At 70.9% G+C, this 15169-nt stretch carries 13 protein-coding genes; 2 read left to right on the top strand and 11 right to left on the bottom strand.

The features are described 5' to 3' along the window. Window positions 1-49: 49 nt before the first annotated feature. The 3 genes from ABZ128_RS06335 to ABZ128_RS06325 all read right to left on the bottom strand — a co-directional run bounded on the left by ABZ128_RS06335 (window position 50) and on the right by ABZ128_RS06325 (window position 4867). Window positions 50-1198 carry a glycerate kinase gene (locus ABZ128_RS06335; protein ID WP_356846349.1) on the bottom strand — a complete coding sequence of 383 codons (1149 nt, stop codon included), beginning with the start codon at window positions 1196-1198 and terminating at the stop codon, window positions 50-52. 202 nt (window positions 1199-1400) lie between these two features. After that, complete coding sequence (locus ABZ128_RS06330; protein WP_356846348.1) at window positions 1401-3767, bottom strand: hypothetical protein; 2367 nt, start codon at window positions 3765-3767, stop codon at window positions 1401-1403. Between the two features lie 86 nt (window positions 3768-3853). Next, a complete protein-coding gene (locus ABZ128_RS06325; RefSeq protein ID WP_356846347.1) occupies window positions 3854-4867 on the bottom strand; it encodes a glycosyltransferase family 2 protein in 1014 nt (337 codons plus the stop codon). A 331-nt stretch (window positions 4868-5198) separates the two neighbouring features. Here ABZ128_RS06325 and ABZ128_RS06320 point away from each other — a divergent pair, with 331 nt between their 5' ends. Continuing rightward, a complete protein-coding gene (locus tag ABZ128_RS06320; protein WP_356846346.1) occupies window positions 5199-5699 on the top strand; it encodes an NUDIX hydrolase in 501 nt (166 codons plus the stop codon). A 35-nt stretch (window positions 5700-5734) separates the two neighbouring features. Continuing rightward, window positions 5735-6163 carry a hypothetical protein gene (locus ABZ128_RS06315; protein WP_356846345.1) on the top strand — a complete coding sequence of 143 codons (429 nt, stop codon included), beginning with the start codon at window positions 5735-5737 and terminating at the stop codon, window positions 6161-6163. Here the strand turns inward: ABZ128_RS06315 and ABZ128_RS06310 are convergent. The 8 genes from ABZ128_RS06310 to ABZ128_RS06275 form a co-directional block, all read right to left on the bottom strand. Further along, entirely contained in the window at window positions 6106-6657 is a 552-nt protein-coding gene (locus ABZ128_RS06310; protein WP_356846344.1) for a methylated-DNA--[protein]-cysteine S-methyltransferase, read from the bottom strand. The two genes, ABZ128_RS06315 and ABZ128_RS06310, sit on opposite strands and share 58 nt — an antisense overlap. Before the next feature lie 14 nt (window positions 6658-6671). Continuing rightward, entirely contained in the window at window positions 6672-8153 is a 1482-nt protein-coding gene (locus ABZ128_RS06305; RefSeq protein ID WP_356846343.1) for an AlkA N-terminal domain-containing protein, read from the bottom strand. 568 nt (window positions 8154-8721) lie between these two features. After that, window positions 8722-9543: a CDP-diacylglycerol--serine O-phosphatidyltransferase gene (gene pssA / locus ABZ128_RS06300; RefSeq protein WP_356846406.1), complete on the bottom strand. Its 822-nt coding sequence runs from the start codon at window positions 9541-9543 to the stop codon at window positions 8722-8724. A 25-nt stretch (window positions 9544-9568) separates the two neighbouring features. Continuing rightward, complete coding sequence (locus ABZ128_RS06295; RefSeq protein WP_136212902.1) at window positions 9569-10225, bottom strand: phosphatidylserine decarboxylase; 657 nt, start codon at window positions 10223-10225, stop codon at window positions 9569-9571. Window positions 10226-10411: 186 nt separating this feature from the next. Next, the gene (locus ABZ128_RS06290) at window positions 10412-11617 is read right to left on the bottom strand and encodes an acyl-CoA dehydrogenase family protein (RefSeq protein WP_356846342.1); all 1206 of its coding nucleotides are present in this window, start codon (window positions 11615-11617) and stop codon (window positions 10412-10414) included. 2 nt (window positions 11618-11619) lie between these two features. Next, the gene (locus tag ABZ128_RS06285; RefSeq protein WP_356846341.1) at window positions 11620-12132 is read right to left on the bottom strand and encodes a MaoC family dehydratase; all 513 of its coding nucleotides are present in this window, start codon (window positions 12130-12132) and stop codon (window positions 11620-11622) included. A 4-nt stretch (window positions 12133-12136) separates the two neighbouring features. Then, entirely contained in the window at window positions 12137-13111 is a 975-nt protein-coding gene (locus ABZ128_RS06280) for a CoA ester lyase (protein ID WP_356846340.1), read from the bottom strand. Next, entirely contained in the window at window positions 13108-15159 is a 2052-nt protein-coding gene (locus ABZ128_RS06275) for a protein meaA (protein ID WP_356846339.1), read from the bottom strand. Before ABZ128_RS06275 ends, ABZ128_RS06280 begins: the two co-directional genes overlap by 4 nt. Window positions 15160-15169: the final 10 nt, after the last annotated feature.

Raw genomic sequence — 15169 nt, 5'->3', positions numbered from 1 at the left:
CCCTCACGGGTGCCGGGCCTTCGGCGTCTTCGTCAGGACGTCGTACGGATCACAGGACGTCGGCGGCGATGTTGGCCGCGACCTGCTCCAGCAGCGGACCCGCGTTCGGGATGGACTTGGCCGGATCGGGCTCCAGGTCCGTCAGCGGGTAGGCCTTGCGGATGCCGGCCGCCTCCAGGGCCTCCTGGCCCAGCAGCAGCCGGCCGCAGACCGCCACGACCGGCTTGCCCGCCGCCCGCGCCGCCGCCGCGACACCGGCCGGGGCCTTGCCGTGCAGGGTCTGCTCGTCCAGCGAGCCCTCACCGGTGATCACCAGCGTGGCCCGCTCCAGCGCCGGGGCGAAGCCCAGCACGTCCAGCATCAGCTCGATACCGGGCCGGAAGCCCGCGCCCAGCAGCAGGGCGCCGTACCCGATGCCGCCCGCGCCGCCCGCGCCCGGGGAAGCCGCGAGCTCGGCGGCCTTCGGGCCGATCGACTTCTCCAGCACCTGCGCGTAGTGCGCCAGCGCCGCGTCCAGCGTCGCCACGTCCTCGGGCGAAGCGCCCTTCTGCGGGCCGTAGACCGCCGCGCAGCCCTTCGGGCCGGTCAGCGGGTTGTCCACGTCGCTGGCCAGGACGAAGTCCACCTCCGCGAAGCGCGGGTCGATGCCCGACAGGTCGGCCGAGGCCAGCTCCGCCAGCGCGCCGCCGCCCGGGCCGACCGGTTCGCCGTTCGCATCCAGGAACACCGCGCCGAGGGCGGCCAGCATGCCCGCGCCGCCGTCGGTGGTGGCGCTGCCGCCCACGCCGAACACGATCGAGCGCGCCCCCGCGTCCAGCGCGGCCTTCAGCAGCTCGCCGGAGCCGTACGTGGTGGCCGTCAGCGGGGCGAAGACGCCCGTCGGCAGCAGCTGAAGGCCGGAGGCCTCCGCCATCTCGACCACGGCGGTGCCGTCGCGCAGCGCGAAGGCGGCCGTGACCTGCTCGCCGAGCGGCCCGGTGACCCGTACCTCCCGGCGTTCGAAACCGGCCGCAACAGCGGCCGCGACCGTGCCGTCGCCGCCGTCCGCGACGGGGAGGGTCTCGACCTCCACGCCCGGTACGGCCTTGCGAAGACCCGCCGTCACCCGCTCCGCGACCTGAACGGCCGTGAGCGAGCCCTTGAATTTGTCCGCGGCGATGAGCACGCGCGCGGCCTCAGTTACTGCTCCGTCCGTCACCTTGCTAATCCCTTGCTATCGAACAGTGCAGTCGCGCCACCATGAGCCTATCCGGAGGATCCTCCTATGCCCATGGGTGGCCTGGGCCACACCCGGTCCACGACGGCCATAAATCTGGACATACGCCCACATAGTGTGGTCGCATGTGTGCCGATTCCCGGGAATGAGGCACGCCTGGACATGCCGGACGCCGACAGCGGATTCAGGAACCGGCGGGCCGGACCTTCCCCGTACCGTCCGCGAGCCGGTAGACGGCCACCCGGCCGTTGTCGAACACGCGCTCCGCCAGCGTGGCCAGCAGCGGCGACTCCGCACCCGACGGGCGGTGGGCCACGACATAGCGCACGTGGTACTGCTCGCGGAGCCGGAGCAGGTTCTCCGCGGTGGGCCGGTACACCGCGTCCTCGTTGAGACGGAACAGCTCCTGGTCCCAGAACGGCCCGCCGTAGGCGGTGCCGCCACCGGTCAGGGCGACGGCTCGGGGCGCGTACGCCCACCCCTCGATCAGCACCGACCGCTCCGAGTAGCCGCTCAGCCATTGCGAACGCACGTTGTCGCACGCGGGGCCGTCGGCGTAGTCGTCGAACTGCCAGCAGTGGCTGTTGGTCACCAGCACGTCCGAGGGCGCGCTGTGCCCGCGGATCCACCGAGCCGCCTCCACCTGGGTCCCGGGCATCACCCAGGAACCCGACCAGGCCGTCTCCCGCGCCTGGAGCGCGTCGTGGAAGATACCGGGGGCGCCGGCGGCGAGACCCGCGGTCAGCAGAAGAATGCCGCCCCTCCCGCGCAGCGCCGGCCACGCCCGTCCGAGCGCCCGCCACAGCAGGCCGGCCGCGAGGGCCGCGGCGGCCAGTACGGCAGCCGCGGCAAGTGCTGCCAGCAGCACGGCATACGGCTCGCGGCCCTGGTCGGCGCCGAAGGCGTGCCGGGCGAACCGCGCCCAGCGGTCCGAGTAGCGGTAGATGGCGAAGGTCAGCAGAGCGACGAAGGCGAGCGTGGCGACGGCCAGCGCCGCCTTGGCCCGGCGGGGGAGCGCGGCACGCTCGAAGGTCTCGCAGTACCCCCATGCCGAAAGGACCACGCCGAAGGGAAGAGCCGCGATCGTGAAGTAACCGGCGTTGTAACCCTTGACGACCAGATAGGCGGCAGGTCCCGCCACGGCTGCGCCGAACAGGAACCACTGGACCGGCTCCAGCCGCAGCCGTCGGCGCCAGAGCAGCGGCAGCATGCCGAGCAGCTTCACGTGGTGGTTCAGCACGAAGGCGAACAGCGTGGCGACGACCACGGCGGCCTGGACCCCCGTCGATCGTGCATGCCGAGGGTCCGCCCAGAACTGCCGGAGGTTCCCGAACGGAACGATCTGGAGTCCGTAGCTCTCGAACCGGAAGACGGCCGCGGTCGCGAAGAGCTGTGCCCCTGCGACGATCGCGCCCAGCGCGACCACACGCCACGGTATCCGGCGGGTGGTGACCAGCAGGACGAGTCCGGCGAGGGCGAGCCCGGCGAGGGTCACCGGCAGCGTACTCGCCTTCGCAGCACTCGACGCCAGCGCGAACATCGCGACCAGGACGAACCCACCGCCGCCGAACAGCGGAGCGGAACGCTCCGATGCACCGCCCCCACCCTCGGGTTTCCTGCGCAGCGCGTCGCCGACGGCACCCAGCAGTGCGATCAGCAGGGGCTGGCTGTACGCCAGGGAGACACTGGACCAGTACATCAGCCGGACCGCCGGGGCCCCCAGCGTCCAGCTGTCCACGTTGTTGGGATAGGCCGCCGTGAACTCGCCGACCGCGAAGACCAGCACTGCGGCCAGCGGGCCGGCCCAGGCCCGGCCGGTGAGGCGCCGGGCCACCACCGCGGTGATCAGCATCGCAAGTGCGGCCAGTGCCGGAACCATGAGCCGGTTCTCGACCACCGCCAGGTCGATGTGGCCGACCATGTCGGTCATCGCCATGTGGGCGAAGGAGAACCAGTGGTAGTGCAGGGGTTCGCCGGCCACCTGCGGAAGGGTCGGCGGGGCATGCTGTTTCGCGTTCGCCGCGAGCGACAGCATGTAGGGGATGTCGCCGAAGATGCGCGTGCCCGTCCCGGCGGGCAGTACGGGATAGCGGGACAGGAAGTCCTGGAAGAAGTAGGCGCTGCTGAGCATGACCGTCCCGGCCACCGCCCACGACCAGCCCGCGGACGGGCTCTCGTAGCCCCGCGGGCGCCAGTGCCGCCGCAGCCGGGGTACCGCCGCGAACGGGACCACCACGGCGAGCGGCCAGGCGACGGCCAGGGACTGCGCCCCGGCTGAGACGAGGACGAACCAGGCGACGAGTTCCAGGACCAGGCCGGTGACCGCCCCGTAGGCGAGGTCCTCCACCAGGGTGTGCGGCCGTCGGCGCAACGCCCGGAACACCAGTGTGCCGGGCGTGAGCACACCCCAGGCGGCGTAACCGGTGTACCGGGCGACGTCGCCCGCCGAGGTGCCGGCGGTCAGCAGCAGAACGACCAGGAAGAGGTAGGCCGTGACCGCCGGCAGGAAGCGGAGCAGGACCGCGGTCCGGGCCGGGCGCGGCTGCGCCACCCCTCCGGGGACGTCCGAGCGGCCGGACGGCCGCCCTGCCCCCGGGATCCGCTCGGGGGCAGGGCTTTCCGTTGTACCCATACCGCTCAGGCCGCGTGCTCGGAGCTCCGGGGAGTCCGCTCGGAGGCGTCCTCCTCTGCGGAGTCGTATCCGATGAAGTAGGCCGGCCGGGCCTGGACCGCGGAATAGATCCGTCCGATGTACTCACCGAGCAAGCCCACACAGATCAACTGCACGCCGCCGATGAAGAGCATGCCGATGAACAGAGACGACCAGCCCGGCACGGTGGAGCCGAACGCATACTGCAGCGTGGTGTAGACGGCGAGGCCGAGGCAGACCAGGAAGCTCGTCAGGCCGAGCCAGGTGGCCAGGCGCAGCGGGCTGGCGGAGAAGTTGGTGATGCTGTCGAGGGCGAGCCGCACCATCTTCGACAGCGGGTAGTGCGTGCTCCCGGCGACCCGCTCCTCGCGGACGTACACGACCTCGCCGCTGCTGAACCCGAGCCACGGCACGAGCAGCCGGTAGACCGGCTGGTGCTCGGGCAGCGACTTCAGCGCGTCCACGGCGGCGCGGCTGAGCAGCCGGAAATCGCCGGCCTGGTTCGGCATGTTCTTGCCGACCAGCTTGCGCATCAGCCAGTAGTAGGCGCCGGCCGTACGCCGCTTGAAGAAGGTGTCGGTGCCGCGGTCGCCCCGTACGCCGTAGACGATGTCGAGGTCCTGCCCGCGGGCGAGGTCGAACATCTCCACTATCTTCTCCGGCGGGTCCTGCAGGTCCGCGTCGATGCTCACCACGTAGTCGCCGAGAGCCTTGTGGATGCCCGCCGTGAGGGCGGCCTGGTGACCGGAATTGCGGGCGAAGCGCACGATGCGCAGCTCCGGCCAGTCCTGACGGATCTTCTGCATGATCACAGGCGTGGCATCGGTGCTGCCGTCGTCTATGCCCACCACCTCGTAGGCGACGCCCAGTCCGTCCAGAATCGGCCGCAGGCGCGCCACGGTCAGCGGCAGCGCCTCCTGCTCGTTGTAGATCGGGATGACGACCGACAGCGCGGGAACGGGCGCGGTGTCGGTGCTTGCCGAGGCGGCTGCGTTGAGCATGGCTGTTCGCCTGTCCCCAATACCTGAGAGCGTAAAGAGCGCCGGCGAGGCGCCGGCGATCTGACCGGCCGCTGACGGCTGGTCGACGTGGTGCGGCAGGGCCCGACATGCGCGTGCAGTGGAGAACCCCCCGTGCTGATCGGCCAGAATGTTATCCGTTCTACGGCTCTTCATATGAGCGGGCGGTCGGCCGATCGAGATCCGATGATCTCACACGGCCCCGTCACGACTGCCGACGCCGCAGGTGGGGAGCGGCGGCCCCACCCGCGCCGGGGGCCTGCGGACGCCGGAGGTGGGGCCGGTCACACACGCGGCTCGGTAGGGTTGCCGGGTGACCACCACGGATGACTACGCCACCTACATCGCGAGCCTGCCCCGGGTGCTGGCCGGGGCCGCCGTGCTCTACCGGGACGCCGGCGGGCGCGTGCTGCTCGTGGAGCCCAACTACCGGGAGGGGTGGGCCCTGCCCGGCGGGACCATCGAGTCCGACGGCGGGGAGTCCCCGCGGGCCGCGGCCCGGCGGGAGAGCGCCGAGGAGATCGGGCTCGACCTGCCGCTCGGACGGCTGCTGGCCCTCGACTGGACCCTCGGAGCGGGCCGTCCGCCGCTGGTCGCCTACCTCTACGACGGCGGCGTACTCGACGCGGAGCAGCTCGCCGCCATCCGGCTCCAGGAGGAGGAACTGCTCTCCTGGCGGCTGGTGGAGCCCGCCGAGCTCACCGCCCACCTCCTCGGCTCCCTCGGCCTGCGCACCCTGGAGGCGTACCGGGTCCTGGAGTCGGGCGAGGGGACCGTGGAGCTGGAGAACGGCCGGCGGCCGCTCACCCCGTGACACCGGGCTTACCCCGAGCAGGACAGAATCAGCTGATGATCACGATGTACGCCTGGCCCAGCACGGCCGACGGACCCGACGCCCTGCCCATGGTCCACTTCACCACCGAAGAACAGGCCGGCGACGAGGTCACCCCCGAGGGGACGCCGGTGTGGCTGTTCGACACCGCCATACGCGAGGGCGGCTGGGCCCGGTTCACCGACTTCGAGGGCTGGGCCGCGCCCGCAGCCGGCTGGCAGGCGTTCTACCGGCGCGAGGACGACCTCCTCGCCGTCACCGGCCCGGGCGCCTGTGAGGGCTGGTACCAGGGCAACCTCGGCGCCGACGCCGACTGGGTGGCGGCCGCCGCCGACCGGCGGAGCGTGGTCCTCCTGGCCGCCCCCGTGCACCACCCCTCCCTGTACGCCTACGCGGTGGAGGCGGGGGCCGCCTTCGCGCTGCTGGTCCCGCTCGCGGTGATCTGAAGCGGCCGGGCCCCGGCCTCGAAGGCCAGGAGCCGCACCTTGCGCTCGATGCCGCCCCCGTAGCCGGTCATACCGCCCGAGGCGCCGATCACCCGGTGGCACGGGACGATGATCCCGATCGGGTTCTTGCCGTTGGCCAGGCCCACCGCGCGGGAGGCGTTCGGCTTGCCGAGCCGGGCCGCGAGCTCCCCGTAGGACCAGGTGCTGCCGTAGGGAATCCGTACGAGCTGGTCCCACACGCTGCGCTGGAACTCCGTGCCCTCCATCCTGACGGGGAGGTCGAACTCGGTCAGCTCCCCCGCGAAGTACGCCGTCAACTGCCGGGCCACCTCGGGGAAGGGCCCCTCGGCCGCGGCGACCCGCTCGCCGAAGGACTCCTCCGCCGGGCGGTGCCGCTGTCCGGCCATGTAGAGGCCGCTGAGGACGCCCTCGGTGGCGACCAGGGTGAGCGGGCCGTACGGGCTGTCGACGACGGTGTGCTGCTTGCTCTTCATGACGGGCGAACTCCTCAGACGGGCAGGTGGTTGACGGGGTGGCTGTCGGTGGCCCACAGGTACTGGACGGCGTACGCGCGCCAGGGTCGCCAGTCGGCCGCCCGGGCGGTGAGCGCCGCGGGCGTGGACGGCAGCCCGAGCCCGGCGGCGGCCCGGCGGACGCCGAGGTCCGACGGGAGGAAGGCGTCCGGGTCGCCCAGCGCCCGCATCGCGATCACCTCGGTGGTCCACGGGCCGAAGCCCGGCAGGGCGTTCAGCTGCGCGCGGGCCGCCTCCCAGTCGCTGTCGATGCCGAGCGTGAGCGAGCCCTCGGCCAGTGCCGCCACGAGAGTGGTGAGGGTGGTGCGCCGGCTGCGGGGGAGCGCCAGCGCCTCGGGGTCCAGCCCGGCGAGGGCCTGCGGGGAGGGGAAGACGTGGGTCAGCCCCCCGTCCGGGTCGGGATCGGCCACCGGTTCGCCGTACGCGGTGACGAGCCGGGCGGCGTGCGTACGGGCCGCGGCGGTGGACACCTGCTGGCCGAGGACCGCCCGTACCGCGAACTCCGCGGCGTCGACGGTACGCGGGACCCGGCGCCCCGGGGCCTTGTCCACCAGCGGTGCCAGCAGCGGGTCGCAGCGCAGCTGGCCGTCGACGGCCTCGGGGTCCGCGTCGAGGTCGAGCATCCAGCGGCAGCGGCTGATGGCGATGGTGAGGTCGCGCAGGTCGGTGAGGGCGAGCTGGCAGCCGATGTGGCCGGGCTGCGGGCTCAGCGCGACGACCCCGGTCCCGTACGGCAGCCTCAGCGTCCGCCGGTACGCCCCGGCCCTCCACTCCTCGACCCCGGGGACGGCGGTCGCGGCGAGGTGGCCGAAGAGGTTGTCGGGGTTGAGCGGGGCCCGGTAGGGCAGCCGCAGGCTGATCGTCCCTGGAATCCGGGGCTTTTGCCGGCCGGTCTTCCCGGCCCTGCTCCGCAGCTCACTCGGAGCGAGGGCGAACACCTCACGCACGGTGTCGTTGAAGGTCCGGATGGAGGAGAACCCGGCGGCGAACGCGATGTCGCCCATGGGCAGCTCGGAGGTCTCGATGAGCAGCCGGGCCGTCTGCGCCCGCTGCGCCCGGGCGAGGGCGAGCGGCCCGGCCCCGAGCTCGGCGTTCAGCTGGCGTTCGACCTGCCGGGCGGAGTAACCGAGCCGGGCCGCGAGCCCCGGCACGCCCTCGCGGTCCACGACACCGTCCTGGATGAGCCGCATGGCGCGTGCCACGGCGTCGGCGCGGGCGTTCCACTCGGGGGAGCCGGGGGAGGTGTCGGGCCGGCACCGCTTGCACGCCCGGAACCCGGCCTGCTGGCAGGCGGCGGCGCTGGGCAGGAAGGTCATGTTCTCGACCTTCGGGGGCACGGCGGGACAGCTGGGCCGGCAGTAGATCCGGGTGGTCAGGACGGCGGTGAAGAACCACCCGTCGAAGCGGGCGTCCTTGGACTGCACTGCCCTGACGCAGCGGTCGGTGTCGGTGTACATGGCTCCAGCATCCTGGCCCCGCCCCGGCGAGGCTGGCGGTTTTCCGACACCAAGCCTAAGCCGTACCCGGCCCCGAGCTCGGCACAACCTCCCCGGACTCTGGCCGGATTGCCACCGCCGCCCCTCCGCGTCGGGAGCCGAGCCGGCCCGGTCCCGACCGCGGCCCCGGGCCTCCCTCGGCGGCGGGGCCGGGCCTCCGAGCCGAGCCGCCGACAGGCTGGTTTTTGCTGTGCCTGGACTGGATGTGGTGTGTCGGCCGTTGCCGGGGGACGGCCCCCGGGCCCCGCGCCTCACACGCCGGCGGGGCTGAGGTATCGCCGGGGCTGGTTCTGCCGCGCCGGGCTGAGTGGCGTGGCGGTAAGAGAGGTGGGTCCCGAGGCCCTGGGCGACCCCGCCCACGCGGGCAGCGCCCCCGGCAGCACCGCCCGCCCGCGCAGAGCCCCTGGGCGACCCCGGCGACACCGCCCGTCCCGGGCAGAGGCCCCGACCCGCGGCCGCCCTCCGGGCAGCGAAAGGCCCCCGGTGCCTGGGGCAGCGGGGGCCTTCGGGAGGAGCGGTGGCCGGGGTGTTACGGGAGCTGGGCCGCGCGGGCCTCGCGGCGGTTGTGGCGGAACGTGTTCGCGCGGCGGGTCGTCGCGAACAGCGGGATCGTCGCCGCGAGGGCGATCTGCAGCGCGCAGCCCGTCTGCAGCAGCAGCTGCCCGCCCGGTGCGTCGAACGCCCACGCCGCCAGCAGCCCCATCGCCCCGACGATCCAGCTGAGCATCGCCACCGCGAGGACACCCCGCGGCTTCGGGTACTCGACCCGGCTCACCATCAGCCAGGCCACCCCGATGATCGCCAGCAGCGTCGGCACGAACGGCAGCTCCAGCAGCACGATCGACACGACGGTCAGGGCTCCGAAGGGGCTCGGCATGCCCTGGAACATGCCGTCCTTCATCGTCACGCAGCTGAATCTCGCCAGCCGCAGGACGACCGCCAGCAGCACCACGATCGCCGCCAGCGCCGACATCTTCTGGTGCGCGTCGTCCGCGACCATGCCGTACACCAGCACGAAGTACGCGGGCGCCAGCCCGAAGCTGATCAGGTCGGACAGGTTGTCCAGCTCCGCGCCCATCGGCGAGCTGCGCAGCTTGCGGGCCACGATGCCGTCGAAGAGGTCGAAGACCGCCGCGAGCAGCATCAGTATCACCGCGGTCGCCGCGCTGTGCCGGGCCATGCCCGACTCGCCGCTGCCGGTGAGGTGCGGGATGAGGATCCCCGTGGTGGTGAAGTACACCGCCATGAATCCGCAGGTGGCGTTGCCGAGGGTGAGGGTGTCCGCTATCGACAGCCGCAGCGACAGCGGCATGTCGTCCTCTGCGGACTCTTCCTCCGCGGCCTCCGGGATCCAGCCTGTGGCCGGGGTCTCAGGGTCAGTCACGGTCAATTCGGGTCACCCCCGCGGTGGTGGCCTGCCCGACCTCGACCGCGACCTCGACGCCCTCGGGGAGGTAGATGTCGACGCGGGAGCCGAAGCGGATCAGACCGATGCGTTCACCCTGCTCCACCTTGGTGCCGGCCGGCAGGTACGGGACGATGCGACGCGCGACGGCTCCGGCGATCTGCACCATCTCGATGTCGCCGAGCTCGGTGTCGAAGTGCCAGACGACGCGCTCGTTGTTCTCGCTCTCCTTGTTGAACGCCGGGACGAACCCGCCGGGGATGTGCTCCACGGACGTCACCGTGCCCGCGAGGGGCGCGCGGTTGACGTGGACGTTCAGCGGGCTCATGAAGATCGCGACGCGGGTGCGCCCGTCCTTCCACGGCATGATGCTCTGCACCACGCCGTCGGCGGGGGAGATGACGCGGCCCTGGGCGATCTCACGCTCGGGGTCGCGGAAGAACCACAGCATGCCCGCGGCGAGCGCGGTGGCGGGCACGGCCGCCGCGGCCCAGCGTCCGGACTTGCGGGCCCGGGTGAGGCTGAGTGCCGCGGTGGCGACGGTCGGCAGAAGCCACGGCGATGCTCCGCGTGCGAGACGCCCACCGAGGAGGCCGACGCGAGGTGCAGAGGTTTGGCTGTGGGGCATGGATGACCTTCGTAGCGGGTGATTGCCGCGCCGCAAACAGGGGGACGGGACGGCGGCTTTACTGGAATGCTATCGGTTGCGCGCAACAACTGGGCAAGCCAGAAGCCGAGTCGATGGCCGTCGGCCAGTGACTGCAAGTGACACTTTTGCGGCGAACCCACGGAGGATTCGCCGCAAAAGGGACTTTCAGCCCTGGAGTCGGTACTCCTCAAGCAGGCGTCGCCCGATGATCATTTTCTGGATCTCGGCAGTACCTTCACCGATCAGCAGCATGGGTGCCTCGCGGTACAGGCGCTCGATCTCGTACTCCTTCGAGAATCCGTAGCCGCCGTGGATGCGGAAGGCGTCCTCCACCACCTCTTTGCAGTACTCGGAGGCGAGGTACTTCGCCATCCCTGCTTCGAGGTCGTTTCGTTCCCCAGAGTCCTTTTTGCGTGCTGCGTTCACCATCATTGCATGGGCGGCCTCGACCTTGGTAGCCATCTCCGCCAGCTTGAACTGGATGGCCTGGTGCTCGGCGATCGCCTTGCCGAAAGTATGACGTTGCTGGGCATAAGAGACACCGAGCTCGAAGGCACGCTGAGCGACGCCACAGCCACGCGCCGCCACGTTGACGCGGCCGACCTCGACGCCGTCCATCATTTGGTAAAACCCTCGGCCGGTCTGGCCGCCGAGCACCCGATTGGCCGGAATGCGCAGTCCGTCCATGATGAGCTCGGTCGTGTCGACGCCCTTGTAGCCCATCTTGTCGATCTTGCCGGGGATGGTCAGGCCCGGACGGACCTCACCGAAGCCCGGCTCCTTCTCGACGAGGAAGGTCGTCATCGACTTGTGGGGCGCCGTGCCCTCGGGGTGTCCTTCATCACTTCGCACCAGGACGGCCACCAGCGTGGAGCTGCCGCCGTTCGTGAGCCACATCTTCTGGCCGTTCAGGACGTACTCGTCCCCGTCCTTCACCGCCTTGGACGTGATGGCCGACACATCGGAGCCCAGCCCCGGCTCGGACATCGAGAAGGCGCCGCGGACCTCGCCCAGGGCCATGCGCGGCAGGAAGTGGTCCTTCTGCTCCTGCGTGCCGTGCTGCTTGAGCATGTACGCCACGATGAAGTGCGTGTTGATGATGCCCGAGACGGACATCCAGCCGCGCGCTATCTCCTCCACGCAGAGCGCGTAGGTGAGCAGCGACTCACCCAGGCCGCCGTACTCCTCCGGGATCATCAGCCCGAAGAGGCCGAGCTCCTTGAGGCCGTCGACGATCTGCTGCGGGTACTCGTCGCGGTGCTCCAGCTCGGTGGCGACCGGGATGATCTCCTTGTCCACGAATTCGCGGACGGTCTTGAGGATCTCCCGCTGGACGTCGTTCAGCCCGGCGGTCTGGGCGAGTCGGGCCATGGCTACTTCCCCTGTTCCTTCAGCTGCGGGCGGCCGGGCTGCTCGCCGCCGCGCTCCTTGATGTACGTCTCGGTCGGGACCATCACCTTGCGCCGGAAGACGCAGACGAGGGTGCCGTCCTGCTTGTAGCCCTTGGTCTCGACGTACACGATCCCGCGGTCGTCCTTCGACTTCGAGGGGGTCTTGTCGAGGACCGTGGTCTCTCCGTAGATGGTGTCGCCGTGGAAGGTCGGCGCCACGTGCCGCAGGGACTCGATCTCCAGGTTGGCGATGGCCTTCCCGGAGACGTCGGGCACGGACATGCCGAGCAGCAGCGAGTAGATGTAGTTGCCCACGACCACGTTCTTGCCGAAGTCCGTCGTGTTCTCGGCGTAGTTGCTGTCCATGTGGAGCGGGTGGTGGTTCATGGTCAGCAGACAGAAGAGGTGGTCGTCGTACTCGGTGACCGTCTTTCCGGGCCAGTGCTTGTAGACCGCCCCGACCTCGAACTCTTCGTACGTGCGTCCGAACTGCATGGCCCTACGCCTCCGGGATCTCGAACTTGGTGGTGCGCTGCATGCCGGCGGCGCGGCCCTTGCCCGCGATGACCAGGGCCATCTTGCGGCTGGCCTCGTCGATCATCTCGTCGCCGAGCATCGCCGAGCCCTTCTTGCCGCCGGCCTCGGAGGTGCACCAGTCGTACGCGTCGAGGATCAGCTCGGCGTGGTCGTAGTCCTCCTGGGAGGGGGAGAAGACCTCGTTGGCCGCATCCACCTGGCCGGGGTGCAGCACCCACTTGCCGTCGAAGCCCAGGGCCGCGGCGCGCCCGGCGACCTCGCGGTAGGCGTCCACGTCACGGATCTGCAGGAAGGGGCCGTCGATCGCCTGGAGGTCGTGCATGCGGGCCGCCATCAGGATCCGCATCAGGATGTAGTGGTAGGCGTCCGCCGGGTAGCCGGGCGGCTGCATGCCCACGACCAGGGACTTCATGTTGATGGAGGCCATGAAGTCGGCCGGGCCGAAGATGATGGTCTCCAGCCGGGGCGAGGCGGCGGCGATCTCGTCGACGTTCACCAGGCCCTTGGCGTTCTCGATCTGCGCCTCGATGCCGATCTTGCCGACCTCGAAGCCCATCGTCTTCTCGATCTGGGTCAGCAGCAGGTCCAGCGCCACGACCTGCTGGGCGTCCTGGACCTTCGGCAGCATGATGCAGTCGAGGTTCTGGCCCGCGCCCTCGACGACCGTGATGACGTCACGGTACGTCCAGTGGGTGGTCCAGTCGTTGACGCGCACGACCCGGGTCTTGCCGGTCCAGTCGCCGTTGTTCAGCGCGTCCACGATCGTGTGCCGGGCGCCCTCCTTGGCGAGCGGGGCGCAGGCGTCCTCCAGGTCGAGGAAGACCTGGTCGGCCGGCAGGCCCTGGGCCTTCTCCAGGAAGCGCGGGTTCGAACCCGGCACCGCGAGGCAGGAGCGGCGCGGACGCAGCCGGTTCACCGGGGACGTGGGCGTGGTCATGCGGGGACCTCCAGAGGGTCGAGCTTGTTCGCTTTCCGGATCTCGTCGACGATACGGCCGATGATCTCCGTGATACCGAAGTCTTTGGGGGTGAACACGGCGGCGACTCCGGCCGCCTTCAGCGCCACGGCGTCGGCCTGGGGAATGATGCCGCCGAGCACGACGGGGATGTCACCCGCCCCCGCCGCCCGCAGCCGTTCCAGCACCTCGGGGACGAGCGCGCTGTGCGAGCCGGACAGGATGGACAGTCCCACGCAGTGCACGTCCTCGGCCAGCGCCGCCGCGGAGATCTCCTCGGGCGTGAGCCGGATGCCCTGGTAGACCACCTCGAAGCCGGCGTCACGGGCCCGTACGGCGATCTGCTCGGCGCCGTTGGAGTGTCCGTCCAGGCCCGGCTTGCCGACCAGCAGCCGCAGCCGGCCGCTGCCCAGCTCGTCCGCGGTCCGCGCGACCTTCTCGCGGACCAGGGCCAGCGGGGTGCCCTCCTCGGCGGCCACGGCCACCGGGGCCGAGGAGACCCCGGTGGGAGCGCGGAACTCGCCGAACACCTCGCGCAGCGCGCTCGCCCATTCGCCGGTGGTGACACCGGCCCGGGCGCACTCCAAGGTGGCCTCCATCAGGTTCTCGGTCCCGGCCGCGGCCTCCTTCAGCCGGTCCAGGGCCTGCCCGACGGTGGGGAAGACGAACGGGTCGCCGCCCCCCTGCCGCTCCGAGGACTCCTGCCGCTCGGCCCGCCAGCGGACGATGCGCTCGACGGTGAGCGCCTCGACCGCCCCGTCCACCGTCATGATCGCGGTGTCCAGGTCGGCGGTGAGCGGGTTCTCCTCGGTCTGCTGGAAGCAGTTCACCCCGACGATCTTGTCCTCGCCGGCCTCGATCCGGGCGCGGCGCTCGGCGTGCGAGGAGACGAGCTGGGACTTCAGGTACCCGGACTCGACGGCGGCCATCGCGCCGCCCATCTCCTGGATCCGGTCGATCTCGGCCAGGCAGTCGGCGACCAGGGAGTCGACTTTGGCCTCGATGACGTGGGATCCGGCGAAGATGTCCTCGTACTCCAGCAGGTCGCTCTCATGGGCGAGGACCTGCTGGATGCGCAGCGACCACTGCTGGTCCCAGGGCCGGGGCAGGCCCAGCGCCTCGTTCCAGGCGGGCAGCTGCACGGCGCGGGCGCGGGCGTCCTTGGAGAGGGTGACCGCGAGCATCTCCAGCACGATGCGCTGGACGTTGTTCTCCGGCTGCGCCTCGGTCAGGCCCAGGGAATTGACCTGGACGCCGTACCGGAAGCGGCGCTGCTTGGCGTCCTCGATGCCGTAGCGCTCGCGGGTGACCTTGTCCCAGATCCGCCCGAAGGCGCGCATCTTGCACATTTCCTCGATGAAGCGGACGCCCGCGTTCACGAAGAAGGAGATGCGGGCGACCACCTCGCCGAAACGCTCCTCCGGGACCTGCCCGGAGTCGCGCACCGAGTCGAGGACGGCGATCGCGGTCGACATCGCGTACGAGATCTCCTGGACCGGGGTGGCCCCCGCCTCCTGCAGGTGGTAGCTGCAGATGTTGATCGGGTTCCACTTCGGGATGTGGTTGACCGTGTACGCGATCATGTCCGTCGTCAGGCGGAGCGAGGGCCCGGGCGGGAAGACGTGCGTCCCGCGCGAGAGGTACTCCTTGACGATGTCGTTCTGGGTGGTGCCCTGGAGCTTGGATATGTCCGCGCCCTGCTCCTCGGCGGCCACCTGGTAGAGCGCCAGCAGCCACATGGCCGTGGCATTGATCGTCATCGAGGTGTTCATCTGCTCCAGGGGGATGTCCTGGAACAGCCGCCGCATGTCGCCCAGATGGGAGACCGGGACCCCGACCCGGCCCACCTCGCCGCGGGCGAGGATGTGGTCGGGGTCGTAGCCGGTCTGCGTCGGCAGGTCGAACGCGACCGACAGGCCGGTCTGGCCCTTGGCGAGGTTGCGGCGGTAGAGCTCGTTGGACGCCTCGGCCGTGGAGTGGCCGGCGTACGTCCGCATGAGCCACGGACGGTCTTTCTGGCGCTCTGTCATCTCAGGCTGT

The organism is Streptomyces sp. NPDC006326 (genome assembly GCF_040612915.1).
Taxonomy (GTDB): Bacteria; Actinomycetota; Actinomycetes; order Streptomycetales; family Streptomycetaceae; genus Streptomyces.
Note: the sequence above shows the minus strand (reverse complement) of the source record. Positions and strands in the feature narration are given on the sequence as shown.

What these genes read in the sequence shown, in the direction of transcription:
- ABZ128_RS06290 (WP_356846342.1), bottom strand. Translation starts at nt 11,617, where the DNA reads ATGGCCCGACTCGCCCAGACCGCCGGGCTGAACGACGTCCAGCGGGAG.
- ABZ128_RS06305 (WP_356846343.1), bottom strand. Translation starts at nt 8,153, where the DNA reads ATGTACACCGACACCGACCGCTGCGTCAGGGCAGTGCAGTCCAAGGAC.
- ABZ128_RS06310 (WP_356846344.1), bottom strand. Translation starts at nt 6,657, where the DNA reads ATGAAGAGCAAGCAGCACACCGTCGTCGACAGCCCGTACGGCCCGCTC.
- ABZ128_RS06285 (WP_356846341.1), bottom strand. Translation starts at nt 12,132, where the DNA reads ATGCAGTTCGGACGCACGTACGAAGAGTTCGAGGTCGGGGCGGTCTAC.
- ABZ128_RS06325 (WP_356846347.1), bottom strand. Translation starts at nt 4,867, where the DNA reads ATGCTCAACGCAGCCGCCTCGGCAAGCACCGACACCGCGCCCGTTCCC.
- ABZ128_RS06315 (WP_356846345.1), top strand. Translation starts at nt 5,735, where the DNA reads ATGATCACGATGTACGCCTGGCCCAGCACGGCCGACGGACCCGACGCC.
- ABZ128_RS06280 (WP_356846340.1), bottom strand. Translation starts at nt 13,111, where the DNA reads ATGACCACGCCCACGTCCCCGGTGAACCGGCTGCGTCCGCGCCGCTCC.
- ABZ128_RS06275 (WP_356846339.1), bottom strand. Translation starts at nt 15,159, where the DNA reads ATGACAGAGCGCCAGAAAGACCGTCCGTGGCTCATGCGGACGTACGCC.
- ABZ128_RS06295 (WP_136212902.1), bottom strand. Translation starts at nt 10,225, where the DNA reads ATGCCCCACAGCCAAACCTCTGCACCTCGCGTCGGCCTCCTCGGTGGG.